12 protein-coding genes are annotated in these 16395 nt (G+C 39.3%); 5 read left to right on the top strand and 7 right to left on the bottom strand.

What is annotated here, in order from left to right; all coding sequences use genetic code 11:
* Positions 1-17: 17 nt before the first annotated feature.
* The 7 genes from QE417_RS01105 to QE417_RS01075 form a co-directional block, all read right to left on the bottom strand.
* Positions 18-1112, bottom strand: coding sequence for a DUF5007 domain-containing protein (locus tag QE417_RS01105; protein ID WP_311946970.1), 1095 nt, complete (start codon positions 1110-1112; stop codon positions 18-20).
* Positions 1109-2320 carry a fasciclin domain-containing protein gene (locus tag QE417_RS01100; RefSeq protein ID WP_311946968.1) on the bottom strand — a complete coding sequence of 404 codons (1212 nt, stop codon included), beginning with the start codon at positions 2318-2320 and terminating at the stop codon, positions 1109-1111. The genes QE417_RS01105 and QE417_RS01100 overlap by 4 nt, the downstream gene beginning before the upstream one ends.
* Position 2321: 1 nt before the next feature.
* Positions 2322-3893, bottom strand: coding sequence for a RagB/SusD family nutrient uptake outer membrane protein (locus QE417_RS01095; protein WP_311946966.1), 1572 nt, complete (start codon positions 3891-3893; stop codon positions 2322-2324).
* Between the two features lie 6 nt (positions 3894-3899).
* A complete protein-coding gene (locus QE417_RS01090) occupies positions 3900-6731 on the bottom strand; it encodes a SusC/RagA family TonB-linked outer membrane protein (protein WP_311946964.1) in 2832 nt (943 codons plus the stop codon).
* 917 nt (positions 6732-7648) lie between these two features.
* On the bottom strand, positions 7649-9139 hold the full coding sequence (locus QE417_RS01085; protein WP_311946962.1) for a glycosyl hydrolase family 28 protein: 1491 nt from the start codon (positions 9137-9139) through the stop codon (positions 7649-7651).
* Positions 9140-9498: 359 nt separating this feature from the next.
* Positions 9499-11193: a DUF4979 domain-containing protein gene (locus tag QE417_RS01080; RefSeq protein WP_311946960.1), complete on the bottom strand. Its 1695-nt coding sequence runs from the start codon at positions 11191-11193 to the stop codon at positions 9499-9501.
* A gap of 613 nt (positions 11194-11806) precedes the next feature.
* Positions 11807-13120, bottom strand: a complete 1314-nt coding sequence (locus tag QE417_RS01075) for a phage integrase SAM-like domain-containing protein (protein ID WP_311946958.1) — start codon at positions 13118-13120, stop codon at positions 11807-11809.
* Positions 13121-13479: 359 nt separating this feature from the next.
* On the opposite strand from QE417_RS01075, the gene QE417_RS01070 reads away from it, so the two are divergent.
* From QE417_RS01070 to arsB, 5 genes are read left to right on the top strand one after another with little or no spacing between them, the layout of a single operon-like run.
* Entirely contained in the window at positions 13480-13812 is a 333-nt protein-coding gene (locus QE417_RS01070; RefSeq protein WP_078346180.1) for an ArsR/SmtB family transcription factor, read from the top strand.
* Between the two features lie 51 nt (positions 13813-13863).
* Entirely contained in the window at positions 13864-14433 is a 570-nt protein-coding gene (locus QE417_RS01065; RefSeq protein ID WP_127702886.1) for a DUF6428 family protein, read from the top strand.
* 11 nt (positions 14434-14444) lie between these two features.
* On the top strand, positions 14445-14879 hold the full coding sequence (arsN2, locus tag QE417_RS01060; RefSeq protein ID WP_127702887.1) for an arsenic resistance N-acetyltransferase ArsN2: 435 nt from the start codon (positions 14445-14447) through the stop codon (positions 14877-14879).
* Entirely contained in the window at positions 14880-15299 is a 420-nt protein-coding gene (locus QE417_RS01055; RefSeq protein ID WP_127702888.1) for an arsenate reductase ArsC, read from the top strand.
* Complete coding sequence (arsB, locus tag QE417_RS01050) at positions 15299-16363, top strand: ACR3 family arsenite efflux transporter (protein WP_127702889.1); 1065 nt, start codon at positions 15299-15301, stop codon at positions 16361-16363. The genes QE417_RS01055 and arsB overlap by 1 nt, the downstream gene beginning before the upstream one ends.
* Positions 16364-16395 lie beyond the last annotated feature (32 nt).

Here is a 16395-nt window from a genome sequence, read left to right as displayed (position 1 = left end):
TCTTTTGTCGGATGTTCTTATTCGTCTTCAAACTTGGGATTCTCATTATGGAAGAAGAATATGATTTCCCAATCCCCGGGTTGATAGATATTAAATGGTAAGGTCATCGTAGCTATAACCCTAAGACCACTAAAACCGATCCTATTGTAACTAAAAGTCAATAATGCCTGAGATCCGTCTGATGTAGTATAAGGGGTAGGTATACTTGTCAATGGAATTGGATATGCGACCTCATATTTTACAGAAGTTGGCGTAATAACAGGATTAAAGCCATGGACAAGCTTCTCCCATTTAGTACCGTTAAACTTTGTAGGATTTATTGCGATGGAATCCTTATCAAAAAATTTAATGGTAAGTGTATTTCCTGCTCCTTTACGTTTGAAATAAACCCATACATCTTGTTTGAGTGCCGTGGTTCCAGCTCCTGTTTCGCGGACCAATGGGTTGCCGGTGGTTGCGCCGAACATGTTCACCAATGTTGCCGGAATTAACCGTTTAAGGGCACCTGAAACTTCCTTTCTTGGAGCTGCGGTTATCTCGTTTAGATGATATGACGGTTCATAAGGTCTTGTTGCTAAAGGTGCCAGAAATAATGGTCCCAGTATTTTTTCTCCCCCGCCATTGCTGATTTTCACATTAAACCGGTAACCTGTATCCGGGAGCGATTTCCGGAAATCTGCATCAGTGGCAGACGCCCACATTATAAACTCACCAGCTGAATTGACTTGAAAAAGTGGACGTTCTTCAATAGCTCGTTTTCCATTAATTTCGTCAAGACTGGTCTCTTGGCCTGTATAGGCTCGCTTCCATATATAGGTATTACGCATTATTCCTAATTTGTCAGAAGAAGTTCGATCAAGATTTGTGAAATCAATGATCTCAAACCTTATAGGGAAGCTGGAATAATCCGATTTGAAATAACTGAAAATAGTATTGCGCCCCAAAATTGGTCTAAGTATAGGTGCAGATGTATAATTCGCATCAGGACTGAGGTAAGGTTTGTCTTCAGGTAAATTATATAACTTTTTACAGGAGGAAAGAAAAACAACAATTGCGGCAATACAATAGACTGTCGTTTTACTTAAGATCATGGCTCTATTAATTGGGTTCATTGGTTTACACGTTTAAATACAAAAGCGTCAAAACTTAAATCAGGTACGGAAGTCATGGTACAAAAAGTCAAATAATGATTTCCCTTTGTTAAGAAGAAGGTGCCGGCTTTCAGTTCATCCATTTTACCTGCCGTGATTGGAAGCGCTACACGCTTGGTAAGAATTTTCCAATCAAGTCGTAGGTCGCAATATGCAGAAGGGTTACCGGTGCTATTCTGAACGCTGTAATGAAGTTTGATCTCATAGTTTCCGTCTTCAGGTACATCGATGGAATAATTTGTCCATTCCCCGGTCCTCATAGCACCGATTCTGTATCCCTGCCTGTAGTATATGCCACGATTATAAGCCGCCGGTTGTACCCAAATATCAACGCCTTCTGAGGTCCTATACTGCCCGCCATCATTCCAATATCTCCCATCGATTTCATTAGCAGGGCTTCTAGTATCATTATAGGCTACCCCTGCTCCACCGTTGTCATAGTCTTCGGCCTCCAACGGCTCCGAATCAACATTGAAGGCTTCTGGCAATCTAAAGGGGGAATCACGAAATGAGGTCGAAGGCTGCTTACTATAATATCCGAATCCAAAAAAATGCTTATCGTCAATGATATGTACCAAACCATTTTTGGTAGGTATGTCAATAGAATATGCAATAGCTGATGACCAGTTAGCTTTAAATTCCGTCCTGTTTTTACTGCTATAGACTATCGATGAAGGCCCTGCGCCAACTTGTCCCATTGCTGACGAAGCTGTTGCTTTAGCATTCAATTCATATCCATATTTAAAGGCAAAAACATTAATTCCGTTAAGAACAGATAGCCTTTTGGATGAAAAATTCCCTTTAAGTATGTAGCGGCATGCTAGGCTATCTAATTGATCTAAACGGTAATCCTTCAAGTAAATAGGGCTTTTTCCAGTACGCAGCCTTTGTGAATTCAAGTCATCCGAAGCCAGTTTAAAACTTGTGTTTGTCACCGCAAACAGAGTTAATGAATCGGATTTTAACACATTGGTCAATTTCAACCTGTTAATTACAAATAACAATGAATCAAAAATTCCTGGTTTACTTTGGAGATAATCGTATGTACTACCAGTAAAGCTCTTTCCCCGTTCCGATGAGCCACCTTTTAATTCACTCTTTTGACAAGATGATAGCAATACACCAGGTAAAATGGCAAGCATTACTAAAATAAAATTCGATTTCTTCATATTATTTCCAATAAGGATATTGTGTTAACATCGGATTTTGACTGATCAACCTTCGGGAAACAGGCCAGTAGATGCCACCGCTTTGAATGAGCTGATTAAACTTGGGATCGTTATTTTTGATTTTCTTAAATCTTACATAATCATACCATCTCCAACCCTCACCAATAAGTTCGCGTCGTCTTTCTTTAAAGATTGCATCGATGAGGGGACCGTTATCTCTCTCACTTACATAGGCTGGTACGCCGTTATTTACCCTGACCTGATTTAAGATTGATATGGCACCATCTTTATCATTTAATGCCGCTTTTGATTCTGCCAGCAGTAACCCCATCTCAGTAAATCTGCTAAACACGATCGGACTGGCGAAAACGCCTAGATCTGAGGGAACATTAATACCTTGTTTGTTAGGGAAGCTAAACCATGGCACAAATATCTTTCTAAAAACAGGATAGGGTTTATCAAATCCTGTGAAAAAGCCGTCGGCCGACCTAACTAGCTTAGTTACACTATCAACGGAGAACCGGGCATCTGTGCCCTCGTTATAAATAGAGAACAAACTGTCTTTAGGTACATATATTGCTGGAATCGCTCGGTTAGGTACAATGGGATCAGCTGCGGTTAATTCTTCAATTACACCGGATGTCGCCAGTTCTCCTCTGGCTACCGCAAACAGTACTGCGGGGTGATTAGCGGCCCACATATATCCGATGTAACGAACGTTTACTGTAAGCCCGTCATTTACATTACGGAAGGTTCCGGCTAATGCTGCGCCAGATCCTGAAACTCGCGTTGTCTTATCAACTATCTTTTGCGCATAAATAGCAGCGTTCGCATAATCTCCTCTCCAGGCATACATATGTGCAAGGATCGTCCAGACCGCTTGTTTACTAACCAAATAACCGTAGCCGTAGTAAGTTGCTATATTTTGACCATAATAAGCCCCTGTTTGCTCGGGGTCGTAACCGTCGTAAGCGTAAGGTAATTTGGGCTCTGCTTCTAGAAGATCTTGTTCTATCAATGCAAAGATCTTATCCTGGGAGTCTCGGGGTTTATTGGTAAAACTACCTTCATGAGAGGATAAAATGAGTGGAACATCACCCCATACCCTTGACATATAAAAATAGGAGAAGGCTCGCAACGCCTTTACTTGTGCCCTATCCAAATTATAAGTTTGCTCGACAAATCGTTTGTCTTTCTCATACACTTCGTGAATCCTCTCCAGATAGAGATTAGCTGCATTGATCGTAGCGTAAAATGGGCGCCAATCGGAAAGATCATTGATAAGCTTGTAATCCCCATTTAGCAAATTGTTATGAATGGCTTTAATATCAACACGGGATGTAGGCTCAAAATCAGCCATTCTTACATCACCATAGAGGATGTGTCTATTATTATCCGACATGGCTGCACGGTTAAGTGCATATACACCGAATAGCGCAGCTCTCGCATCTTCTAAACTATTCCACATGTTTACTTCGCCGATAGCACGCGTAGATTCGACATCTAAAACCTTCTCACATCCAAACAGCGGAAATAATAGGCTAATGAAAATTATATATCTTAATTGTTTCATCTTGAACTATTTAAAATCAACTTTTAAACCACCTGTAAGCATCAACGGCAATGGAAGTCCATAACCAGTATCAATACCATTTGTATTCACCAGTTCCGGATCACGCCCGGAGTATGGTGTTATTTTGAACAAATTGCTTGCAGAAACAAAAACATAAAAAGACTTAAATCTCGTTGCCTTATTTGACACTAACAGCTTATCTGTAAGGTCGAGACCGAGGGTTATGCTCCGAAGCTTTAAAAAAGAGGCATTTTCCAAAAAAAGATCCTGCTCTTCCCGGTACGGAACGACCGGGCTCCATGCATTATAGATAGGGTAAAGCGCCGTATTTCCCTGTTCCTGCCAAAATGTGAACTCTTTAACCGAATTGATACTATTCTCTGCTTCACGGTTGATAAAATTGAAGCGATTAGCGATATTTTGATTCAGAATCTTTCTACCTACATTAAAGTAGAAACTGGTTTGTAAGTCCCATTTCTTATATTTCAAACTGTTATTCCAACCTCCTGAAACTACAGGTAACATATTGCCTGTTAAAACTTTATCTTTATCGTCAACATTGAAGTCACCATTTGTATCAACCCAAATGGGATCACCTGCTTTCATTTCAGTTCCTTTATAGGCCACTTTTTTTCCGGTTGACGGATTCACCGGAACTTCTTCATCAGAGTTATAAATACCTTTGTTTTTCAGTAACCAAAACTTATCTACAGCTTGACCAACTTGCAATTTTCTATCACCTATAATAATTTCAGACAAGCCATTTGGTAAAGACCTTAAAGTGTTGCGATTGAAATTTATGTTTACAGAAGAGCTCCATTTTAACCCTTTTTTAGTACTGGACTTTAAAACATCCGTGCCAACCATTAAATCGACGCCTTTATTGTTAATATCCATTCCTGGTTGAAACAATCCCTTATACCCGTACTCAGCAGCACCCGGAATATTAATAAGTTGATTTTTTGTAGTTGTGGAATAAAAACTTATTTCTCCGATTAATCTGTTTTTAAATAAGCCAAAGCTTGTGCCAGCACTTATTTGCTGATTATAACTCCATGGAATATCATAGCCCAGATATCCGTATAGATAAGACCTCATCAAGGTTGCAGTATTTAGATAAGAAGCTATTCTCGGATCATTCGCCCAGCCGGATTCTGAAGAGTATTGAGTTCCCAAAGCGATCCGGTCGGTCAACTGAGCAATGCCAATTCGGCCAACACTGGCTTTAAGAGTTAAAGCCGAAATTGTCGACAAGTTGGCCAACTTATGGTTTTTAATATCCCATGATGCCGACACAACCGGTGAAATGAACCATCGGTGAACCGGTTGCATATTCGATGCGCCATCAGTCCTAAGTAACAAACTTGCGCTGTAATAATCTTTGAACTTATAAGTTGTGGAAGAGAAAAAGGAAAAAAGATTTACAGTAGTTTGGTCAAGGTATTTAAATGTCAGCTGGTCTCTGAAAGCTCCATTTGAACTAAAGCTTCCAGACTTTAAAAGATTAACTTTTAAATAGTCACTCACACCTTTATAAGCGTAAGAATAACTGTATCTATCATTATCCCATTGAATGGAATTGCCTACCGCAAAATCAAATGAATGCTTAGATTTGTGATTGACTCTATAGCTAAATACGTTGTCAAAAACCAGTCGCTGACTTAGGCCAAAATAGTTGGATGCGTAATTAGAATTATCTAGCAATGTACTGGGGTAAAATAGATCTCTCCCACCTTCATTATAACTAACCCCAAACCGGGTATTATAATCAATTTCAAAAGGCAACTTAATAGCCACATTTAAAAAGCCATTTACAATATTGTTGTAATTCTTATCAAAACCGTTATTGAACTCATTTATGAAAGCATTGTAACTGTCAATATTGGGGGCTGGGGCTTCAGTAAGATCTGGTAAGTACCCGACTTCGGCCAGCCGGTCTCTGTTGTATCTGTTTCGATTACGGTCCAGTCTTGTACCTTTTATATTTGCACTCACGATTATCCATGTCCTAGGTACAATGTTGAGATCAATAGAAGTATAATATTTATTTAAAGATGTCTCATCTGCATTACCTGCACTCTTTTGTGTTCCCACGTTAAATTTGAACGTAGCTCTCTTCGACCCTCCCGACATTATCGCGTCAGCATTATATATAAGCGCATCTTTATAATAGGCATCGGCCCAAGATGATTTTCCATAGTATTTCGTCGTTAGTGAATCACGTAAAAAGCCAGGATAAGACTGCAACTGTACAGGGGAAGCATATCTTGTATAAAAACGCTGTCTGAAGCTATCTTCAAAAGCGCCATTTAATGTTGTAACAGATGGTCTTGCGGCGATACCGAAATAAGAGTTGAAGCTCATATTAGAAGTTGTCGATCCAGCTATGGTCTTTATATAAACTACACCATTCGCTCCTCGAGGCCCGTATATTGCCGTTTTTGACAAGTCTTTCCAAACCTCTATCGACTCAATATCAGCTAGATTAAGCCCAGCGAGAAAATTTATGGCAGGACCAATTCTGTTGAAGCTGTAATCAGAACGTTGGATGTCATAAGCGACTGGACTTTCGTAAGATAGAACTGGCAATCCGTCAATTACCACCAAGGGTTGGGTCTTCAATATATCTTCCTGCGTAATTAAAGGAGTGGATGTACCATGAACGAACATGTACTGGTAAGTTCCAGGCTCCCCACTTCCCTCAGTAGAAAATAATCCTGAAACATTACCCTTAAGATGTTGTTGTAAACTATATGATGGAAAGTTGGACTTTATGGGAATGGAAACCTCCATCAAACCTTTTGATTTCGTTAACTTCCTTTTAATTGAATCTACCATCGAAGTATCCTGCGATAGCATTTTATTCGAACGAGATTCAGACCGAATCTTTTGAAATGCATTAGCATTATTCAAAAAACTCAACAAAAAAATACACAAAAAAATAATAACACGCATAGTTTATTCGTTGACAATGGAAACACTTTAGAACTGCTCGTTCTACAAATATTTTAGTATGTAACTGGTCTGTACTGGTTAGTTTCCGAAGTATTGTTCGGCATCCGGTTCAATGAATTGCTTTATATTGATCTAATCTTCAAAATCGATTAATTTGCTGGACAACAGACAAATTCTTCTTGAATGTTTAAACTTTTAAATTTTCAGATTTAAACATAAACGGTTGAAAGCGCGAAGAATAGAATTACTCAACAACTCATTTCATAGCTTTATAATCTATTTATTACAAGGACGCGTCTAATAATATTTAATACTCTGCTTTGAAGAAAAAAATTTTTATTTGTTAAGTAATCGCTTTGATAGATAAATAAAGAGGCGTCTAGAATTTTGAAGAAAGTGATTTTTCAAATGCTGAATATGATAGAAAAAAAATTATGGAAATAATAATATCATTATTTATTTGAGCGATTGGAAAAACCTTGAGTATATAGAAATTAGCTACCAGCGATTCTATCTTTAGAAGTTACGACCATCAAAAAATGCTGTTTTTAGCGCCATATTAAGTTGTACCGTTACTTTATCCCTGCTGCTTACAAAGTAGTTCATCCGCAACTGGGCACTAAGAATCATTTCTAAATATTATGTGACTATTATTAATACTATGAGGAAAAGAAGCCTGCTTGGCAGTTGTATTTCTAAAAGCATAAAGGGGATTACTACTAAATTAAATTTTAATACAGACATAATCTTTATTAGTCATCGTTGTGATAATGCAGATCTATTTTTTCGGCATTTTGCTTTTAGTTAGTTATAAAACTGACATTTTGCACATGTTCGCTCCAAAAAATATTTGCCATATCTCCCGTTTTGTAGTAAGAGGGCTTACCATCCATAGTATCGCTGATCACTTTATTGCCTATCTTTAAATTTACAAAAACAATATTCCTGATATTTCTAGTGGAATCATACCCGGTAAAAATAGAAAGCGGTACTCCTAAACCGCTATAATGCAAGTTCTTGAAAAGAATATTTTCAATCCTGTTTCCAGGCGAGGTATTGTATTTGCGATTATTTATGACCCGCAAATTTATTAGCTGTCCCTTGGAAATTCGTTCTACATTGACATTTTCAAATGTGATATCCCGAATTAAATTGTCATCGCCCGCATTAAGCGCGATACAGCCTTGATAGTCCAGCTGATTCTCGTGATGATTGAGAATAGATAGATCTGAAAACCTCATTCTTTCTAACGTATCCGGTTGGTTTGAATCACCATGTGTTCCAATAAGAATGGGGTGAGCAACATCGGCCCATAAAGCAGCGTCATTTACATTAACGTTGGAAGTATTACCGTAATAACCCCATCTGTGACCATAGACTGCGATACAGTCGTCCGAATTTCTCATGAAGATGTGGCTGATATTGATGTTCTTACTGCAGAAAATATCGATCCCATCAGCATTCCCTTCGAAACTAAAAGCTTTGAAATTCTGGATTGTTACACCATCAGAATTACCGATTAAAACCGAATATTTATGAGGAAGCACACATATCCCGTCGATAGTTACATTCTTGGAAAAAGAAATTAATATTTGATCCGCCCTTTCACCAATTGAAAGAGGGTTGACTTTTGTATGTTTGAGAAATTTATTTGGAAAGAAATCTTCAAGTTGGGCTAGTATCCCGGTTCCGCATATTTTTACATTCTCGGCATGATCAATAATTAAGCTTCCATAAACTACTGCACCACCAGCAATGTACAGGGTTTCATTTGAATTTAGACGTCGCCTGCCCAAGTTATGTATACCTGGACCAAAATAGATTAGTGATGTATCTGTTTTGACATATTCCTTATCAAGGATTTGATTCGCGAATAACTGCAGGTTGTTATAAATATCACCGTTAATTTCAAGAGAGATTTTCTGGCCGGGCTTTAGCAAAAAAACAATTTTGTTATTTTTAATTTGTGGGACTATACCATACTTAGCAGGGCTTACTCGTGCACTTTTAATATAATTCTTGACAGTGACCTCAATTTCAACGTTATTATCACAATCAAAGTAACCAAAACTAGTTTTTACAGGCGAAAAATGGTTTGCTGAGGTTTTAGCGACATTAGCTGAATATATTTCGATAGGTTGCCAGCTTAATAGCGCTTCGCGAACTCTTATTGAGAATGCACTTTGCTTAATGATACCTAACGGAACAGGATAAGTGAGAAGCTTTGCTTTAGCATATTTACCTGTAAAGAGGAGCAATAATAGTAAGATGAAAATTTTACTTCTTTTCATAATGGCATATAATTTACTATTAGGACAACTTTAGTATTTTTACATACTCTTTTTTGTTGTTTTGAAATGAAAGAACCGCTCGTTGCAACTCGCAAAAGTTTTTGAAAACACCTAATCCATTTTATGATATATTATGGTGAAATAACGTATACTGGCGGAAACAAGAGAAGCCCGGACAACCGGGCTTCAAACCAATTTTACCTTGTATGAGTAGTAATGGCCAAGGTGAGAGGTGGGAAATCAATTACAAGACGCTCAAAAACTCTTATTATACTCTTTGGAAGCAAATTTTTAGATTTTATTAGTATACAATTCTTCTCGAATCGACAGAAAATCATTCCCTAAATTATAGACAGCGATTATAATTGATTAATGTAAGTGTTCAAATCGTTGATATCTTTAAAGGTCATAATCCAATCCACCTCATAGTTTGGTGTTCCAACCGTCATATCAGCAACCTTAAGCGTCAATAAATCCGGCTGAAAAATGTCGCTAAATTTGCTGCTTAAATCCCAATAAAAGACTGACGTTCCGTCCTTTGCAACAAGGCCTGTTCCCTGACCGCTAAGGGTAGCCAATCTGGCGTCTAATGTAAGAACACTATTTCCGGGCTTATTAAATTTAATGGCCCAAATTGGAAAATTTATAGGGTTTAAATTAGGTTTTGCAAGTGCAATATCTCCCCGGTATTTGGGTGAAGCTGTTGTGCCGACATTAACCATAGATACTTTTAATTTCCCGTCTGCCACAATTGATGAAGCACCGGTCTGAACTGTATTCCATCCTTCGCGATCTGTTCCGTTAAATTGACAGTTAAGCTTTCCCAAATTCACATCAGGCAATTGAGTTGGGCCAATATAGAAAAGCAGAGAGCCGAAGCCGGGGTTATCGCAAGCAGGTGCAGCAGCTTCCGCGCCGACTTTTGTTATAACCTCTTGCGTGAATGGCATTGACAATTTTTTCCTAACCACATAATGATTGTAAGCAATTTCAAAAATCGGTCGGAAAATACCCCTTCCGGCTTCTGAAATATTGCCCCAATTGGAGTATTTGCCAGTCACATCTTTCCACTTAACATAGGGCACTGTGTACCCTAAATTGTATTTGGAAGTATACTCGTATCCATACATCAAACGATTATTCATTGCGCCGTACATATCCAAACCCTGTTTAAATCCGACTTCACAAGCTTCGGCCATGCTTCCCAAGCCCAACATAGTGTGTGCCTGATCTCTTCCACTCTCCTGGCATTGCCCTTCTGTATTAATTACATAATTATACAAGCTGCCATTATCTATATCTTTGCTAAAAAAAAATTCTACCGCTTTATTAAAAATCTCAATATCGTTTAGGAATACTCCAAAGCCCATCATTGCTTTCATAGCAGAAACGCCCCAGTTACCATTCGTATAAGCAGGCCTAGCAAAAAAAACATTCAGTTCCTTAACAAAAACGTTTCTGAACATAATTTCACATTTGTTAATATCTTCCAAAGTCCAATTAGAATATGTATATCTCATTATTTCTGCAGCATTGACCAAGATAAATCCTCCAAATGAGGCAGTCAGCGCATTGTCATTCGAGCCAGTTATCCCAGTAAGAGTATTGGAGTATGCATTTAATATTTCAATCGCTTTTTTCGCATGAGCTTCGTTTCCTGTGATTACCCACATTAACGAATTATGGTATGCTGCATTAAAGTCTTGTTCAAATGCACCCTTTGTGTTGCCATCAACGCCATCACGAGCGATATTAGCGAATGGACCACGAATTTGATAAGTTGCAGAAGCTGTAGGTAGAGACTTTAAGGCCAGGTACGAATTATAAGGTGGAAATAAGCCATTAGCTACATACATTTTTATACGCTGCAAATCTGCCTTATCATGTAATATCCCAGGATGATCCAACTTTGACACCCTGAATACATCTGGATTTATAGAATCATTTTGTCCCTTATCTTCTGGTCTTTCATTCTTCTTACAAGAACAGATAAACCCTAATAATAAGATGAGGCCAACTGATCTTATTATTTTCCCGTTCACTAAAATTTTCATAAGGTGGATGTGTTAAACTTTTAAAGAGTAAAGTGATGTTTCAAAAAGCAACACCACAATTAATATATATTACAATCTTAATTTGGTAGACCAGGTATTAATCCAGGTTAATTCCAATTACATCACTAATTTTAAGTTAATAATCATATGGATGAAGATTTACTCTATTTAACAGACAACATCAATCACATCATATACTCAATTTAGATAAAAATCTTTTTTGGAACTTTGCTGCAAATGAGTGCAAGCGCAGTAATTGTACACAACTTTTAAAGGCATTACTATAGTTCCCACTTAGGTTGATAGATCAAGTTAGGAAACACATGTCATAGTTTAGAAATTTCCAATTTTGAGATAGGTGAAGTTAAAAAAATCTGTTCCGTAGCTCAGTTGGATAGAGCAACTGCCTTCTAAGCAGTAGCTCCAATTCGGGAGAGAGTTCGCTTAACACATTTCTCGTAAGATACTTCTCCCCTTTGTCATGGGTTATGCACCTTAAAGTCATTCCTTCAACGCTTTAGATACGACAAACGGGGTAGAAATTAAATTTTCTACCCCGTTTGTCTAATAAGACTATATCATTGCCCATATAAAAATAAAATGGGCATGGTCTTTATCCATAGATTACCCGCATCGCTCCGCGTTGTTCATTGGGGTCAATTTTAGATATTTGAGCGGTAAAAATGAGTGCGCGTAGCAAATCAACAACATTTTCCTGAACCGCATCAACGATACGCCAATCCTTTGCGATGTAAATATCAGTTGTGCGATGACCATTATCAATATGATTTAATGCTTGTCCAACATCGTCCTTGCTCATCCTACATTCATTTCTGGCAAGTGTTGCAAAGGTGTGCCTCGCCCAGTACAAGGTAATATCTGGGATGCCTGTCAATTCCCTGAGTTTTTTCATGCCGTCGGACAGGGCAGTATCCAAACCTTCGTAATTGCAATATCTGCTTGCTAACTTCCCTATGTACTTATTTAAAAGGGGAAGTGCTTCGTCAATTATTTTGATACTGATAAAAGCCCTGTCTTTTCGCCTGCCTTTCGTTTTTGCACGATTATACTCAAGCCTGCCATTTTTGATCCACTTGGTTTCAGAATTGTAAAGATCAACCGCATTCATCCCACACATAAAAAATGAAAGCATGTAAAGATCTTTTGCTAACTCTGCGCGGCTTCCAGGTTCAGGTTCACACTCCATTATTGTTTTAACCTCTTCGATCGTATTATCTCTACTTTCTGTTAGCGGAGCAGATCCGATCTTGTACTTCTTAAACGGATAATGTTTTATTCTATAAATGCCGAGGTCGTCATCATTATATAAATCCCTCGCAGCATTGAACAAGGTCCTTAAATCTCTCATGTGATTGTGAAGGCCACTTTCCGTCAAACCTTTTTCTGTTGTTGTAACTTCTTTACCCAGTTGGTTGATCCGTTTATGCGTTCTTTCACTTTTTAAAAAGCGCTCATAGCCATAGAGCATTGTCGAAGTGATTTCCGTGATTGAAACGGAAGTACGCTTGAAATAATCGATTAGACTATTCCTTACTACACGAAAACACTTGGAGTAGGGTTCTCGTTTTTCTTCGATCAATCGATTGATGTGCTCTTGTGAGAATTTTATAAAATCAATATCACTATTTAAATTTTGGAGATAGTCCCGCAAGGCTTCGCACGTTAGAAAGTCTATTTTACTTTTAAGACGGGTGATCTCAACGCGATATTCTTCAAGAGTTTCTTCAATTACTCTGATAAGGTATTTATCCTTAATATTGAATTCCGCATCCAATTGTCTCCTTGAGACGAAATGTGTGGTATCAATATACTTCTTTTGTGATTTGTGATAGACTCTAATTTTTACATTAAAAGTGCCATCATTTTTTTTGTGGTGTTCATAAACGACTGCAGCTACAGTTGCCATAAAATTTAAATTTATGACTCGAAATCTTCGTGACGTATTTGTGAAGATTACGTGTCAAGTTCAACAAAAAAACCTGTAAATCTCGTCACAAAAACTTCACAGTGACGATGCTGCTGAGGGACCGAACTCGGCGTTTAGAAACAAAAAAAGGCCATTTCTGATGCAGAAAAGGCCTTTTTAACTAAGTGCGCCCACCTGGGCTCGAACCTTTTTCTAAAATGTGCTTATTATCAGCTTATTACAAAGAAAGTCAATCTTCAGGTGCTTAGTTAGGTGCCCACTTTATTGACTATTCAAATATACGAAAATGATAAAATTTGGAAAATTTGTTGTTATATCGTAATATTGCGATATTAATTATGGGCATCACCAAAACGGACATATTCAACAAGCAGCAAAACGAGCTGGCAGTGCAGTTAAAAGCTATTGCGCATCCTGCACGTATTGCTATTTTGCAGCATATTATCGCAGCGAATGCTTGTATATGTGGTGATTTGGTTGAAGAACTCGGGCTTGCGCAGGCAACTATTTCACAACATTTGAAAGAGCTAAAAAACGCCGGGCTTATACAAGGCACTATAGAGGGTGTTAGCGTTTGTTACTGCATTGAGCCGAAAGCCTGGAAAGCACTACAACTGGAACTAAATGTACTGTTTGGTTCTTACAAAGAAAAGCAAGACAATTGCTGTTAAAATTTTTTGAGTTAATCTATCGTAATATTGCAATAAATAAAGCATGCAGCCATGAATAATATAGAAGCAATCAACTGGAAAACCTTTAAGGATACCTTATTACAGCATTCGGACCTTGACCTGCAATTCCAATATGCAGAAGGCAAACTGGTAGATCCAGCTTACCATATCACCGAGATCAAACAAGCGCCGATCACTTCCGTGGATTGCGGCGGCGTAATGAATGCCTGGACAGAAATTATCGTACAGCTTTGGGTGCCGGAGGGCGAACAGCAAGAGCAATCGATGAAAGTAGGCAAAGCTTTATCTATCGTGGATATCGTCGAGAAAATGCTGCCACTGAACCCCAACGGTACAGTAAAGATCGAGTTCGGTAACTCTGAATTTGATACCCGCCAAATGTTCCCCAATGAAATGATCGTGAGTGAAAATGCTTTAACCGTTGACCTGCGCCCGGATGCGGTGCAATGCAAGGCTATTGGTCGCGGCGGCAATTGCGGCACGAATGATAAGGGTGAGGAATGTTGTGCGCCTGCGGTCGTTGAAAAACCAAAAGTACAATTAGTGAACCTGGCTGCACCCGCTGAAGCCTGCTGCACACCGGGCGGGGGCTGCTGTTAAACAACTTCATCATGGAGATCAAAGCTGCGCAACCTTACAAAGCAGAAGTAGTTGAACTTTTAAGTTTGGCCAAACTACCTTATGCAGATCTGCCGGAAACACTGAACAATTTCTTTGTCGCCATTAACGATGGCGAAGTCATCGGGGCCGCCGGAGTGGAGATCTACGGCAGTAATGGCCTATTGCGTTCGGTGGTCATTCACCCCAATTTCCGAAAACAAGGCATCGCCGCTCAACTCTTGCAAAAAATTGAAGCTACAGCCTTAGATCAAAACATGACCAAGCTTTTTCTGCTGACAGAAACAGCTCCTGGTCATTTTGAAAACCATGGCTTTAAACGCATCAGCCGGGAAGAAGTGCCCGAACCGTTAAAAGCTTCATCCGAATTTTCCCATGTCTGCCCGGTTTCGGCAGTCGTTATGTCAAAACCACTAATTAAATTATAAATGAAAAACATATTAGTGCTCTGTACAGGAAACAGTTGCCGCAGCCAAATAGCCGAAGGTTACCTGCGTTATTTTGCAGGCGACAAAGCAACTATTTACAGCGCAGGTATCGAAACGCATGGCGTAAACCCCAAAGCTATCGAGATCATGAAACGTGATGGTATAGATATATCCGGTCATACTTCCAACAACGTAGATGAGTATGCCGACATCGCCTTCGACTACGTGATCACCGTTTGCGATAACGCGAAGGAGAATTGTCCTTACTTTCCAACCAAGGCCATTAAACTACATCAAAATTTTCCGGACCCGGCCAAAGCTACCGGTACCGATGAACAAATTATGGAGCAGTTTCGCGAAGTGCGGGAAATGATCAGGCAATACGCAAGGAATTTCGTGAACGAAAACCTAAAGGACTAATGAGTATTGACCACTGCGCGCCGACCGTTGAAAGACAACGATTAGGCTTTATTGACCGTTACCTCACCTTGTGGATCTTCCTGGCGATGGCCATTGGTGTTGGCCTTGGTTATTTTTTCCCTTCATCGGCCACTTTTATTAATTCCTTTTCGAGCGGTACGACCAATATCCCGCTGGCCATTGGCCTCATCATGATGATGTACCCGCCATTGGCCAAAGTGAAATACGAGAAAATGGGCGAAGTATTCCGTAATACTAAGGTATTGAGTGCTTCGCTCATCCTCAACTGGATTGTCGGCCCGGTGCTGATGTTCGTGTTAGCTATTACTTTACTACGGGATCATCCTGATTATATGGTCGGCCTGATACTCATTGGCCTCGCACGTTGTATTGCTATGGTTGTGGTTTGGAACGAACTCGCTGAGGGCAACCGCGAATATGCCGCTGGCCTGATCGCTTTAAACAGTATTTTCCAAGTGCTATTATACAGTGTTTATGCTTATGTATTCATTACGCTCCTGCCGCCCTTGTTCGGCTTAAAAGGTCTGGCCGTTAACATCACGATCGCAGAAATTGCCAAGTCGGTCGGCATCTATTTAGGTGTTCCATTTGCAGCGGGCGTGATCAGCCGTTATACGCTCATTAAACTGAAAGGCGAAACATGGTTCAATACCAAATATGTACCCTTCATATCGCCGATAACTTTGATCGCCCTGCTATTCACTATTATCGTCATGTTCAGCTTAAAAGGTGATCTGATCGTAAAAATACCATTCGACGTAGTGCGCATCGCTATCCCATTAGTGATCTATTTTACCATTATGTTTATTGCCAGTTTTTTTATCGGCAAGTCATTCGGTGCCGATTATTCAAGATCGACTTCTATTGCCTTTACGGCAACCGGTAACAATTTTGAGCTGGCTATCGCTGTTGCCATCGGCGTGTTCGGCATTAATTCAGGTGAAGCATTTGCCGGTGTGATCGGCCCGCTTGTGGAAGTTCCGGCGCTGATAGCATTAGTGAATTTGGCTTTTTGGTTTAGAACCAAATACTACCCAGCCTGATCCTAAAAAATAAAATGACCGACCGAAAACAG

The organism is Mucilaginibacter terrae, assembly GCF_031951985.1.
GTDB lineage: Bacteria > Bacteroidota > Bacteroidia > Sphingobacteriales > Sphingobacteriaceae > Mucilaginibacter > Mucilaginibacter terrae_A.
The sequence above is the reverse complement of the archived record's forward strand: the minus strand, read 5'-3'. Positions and strand labels throughout refer to the sequence as shown.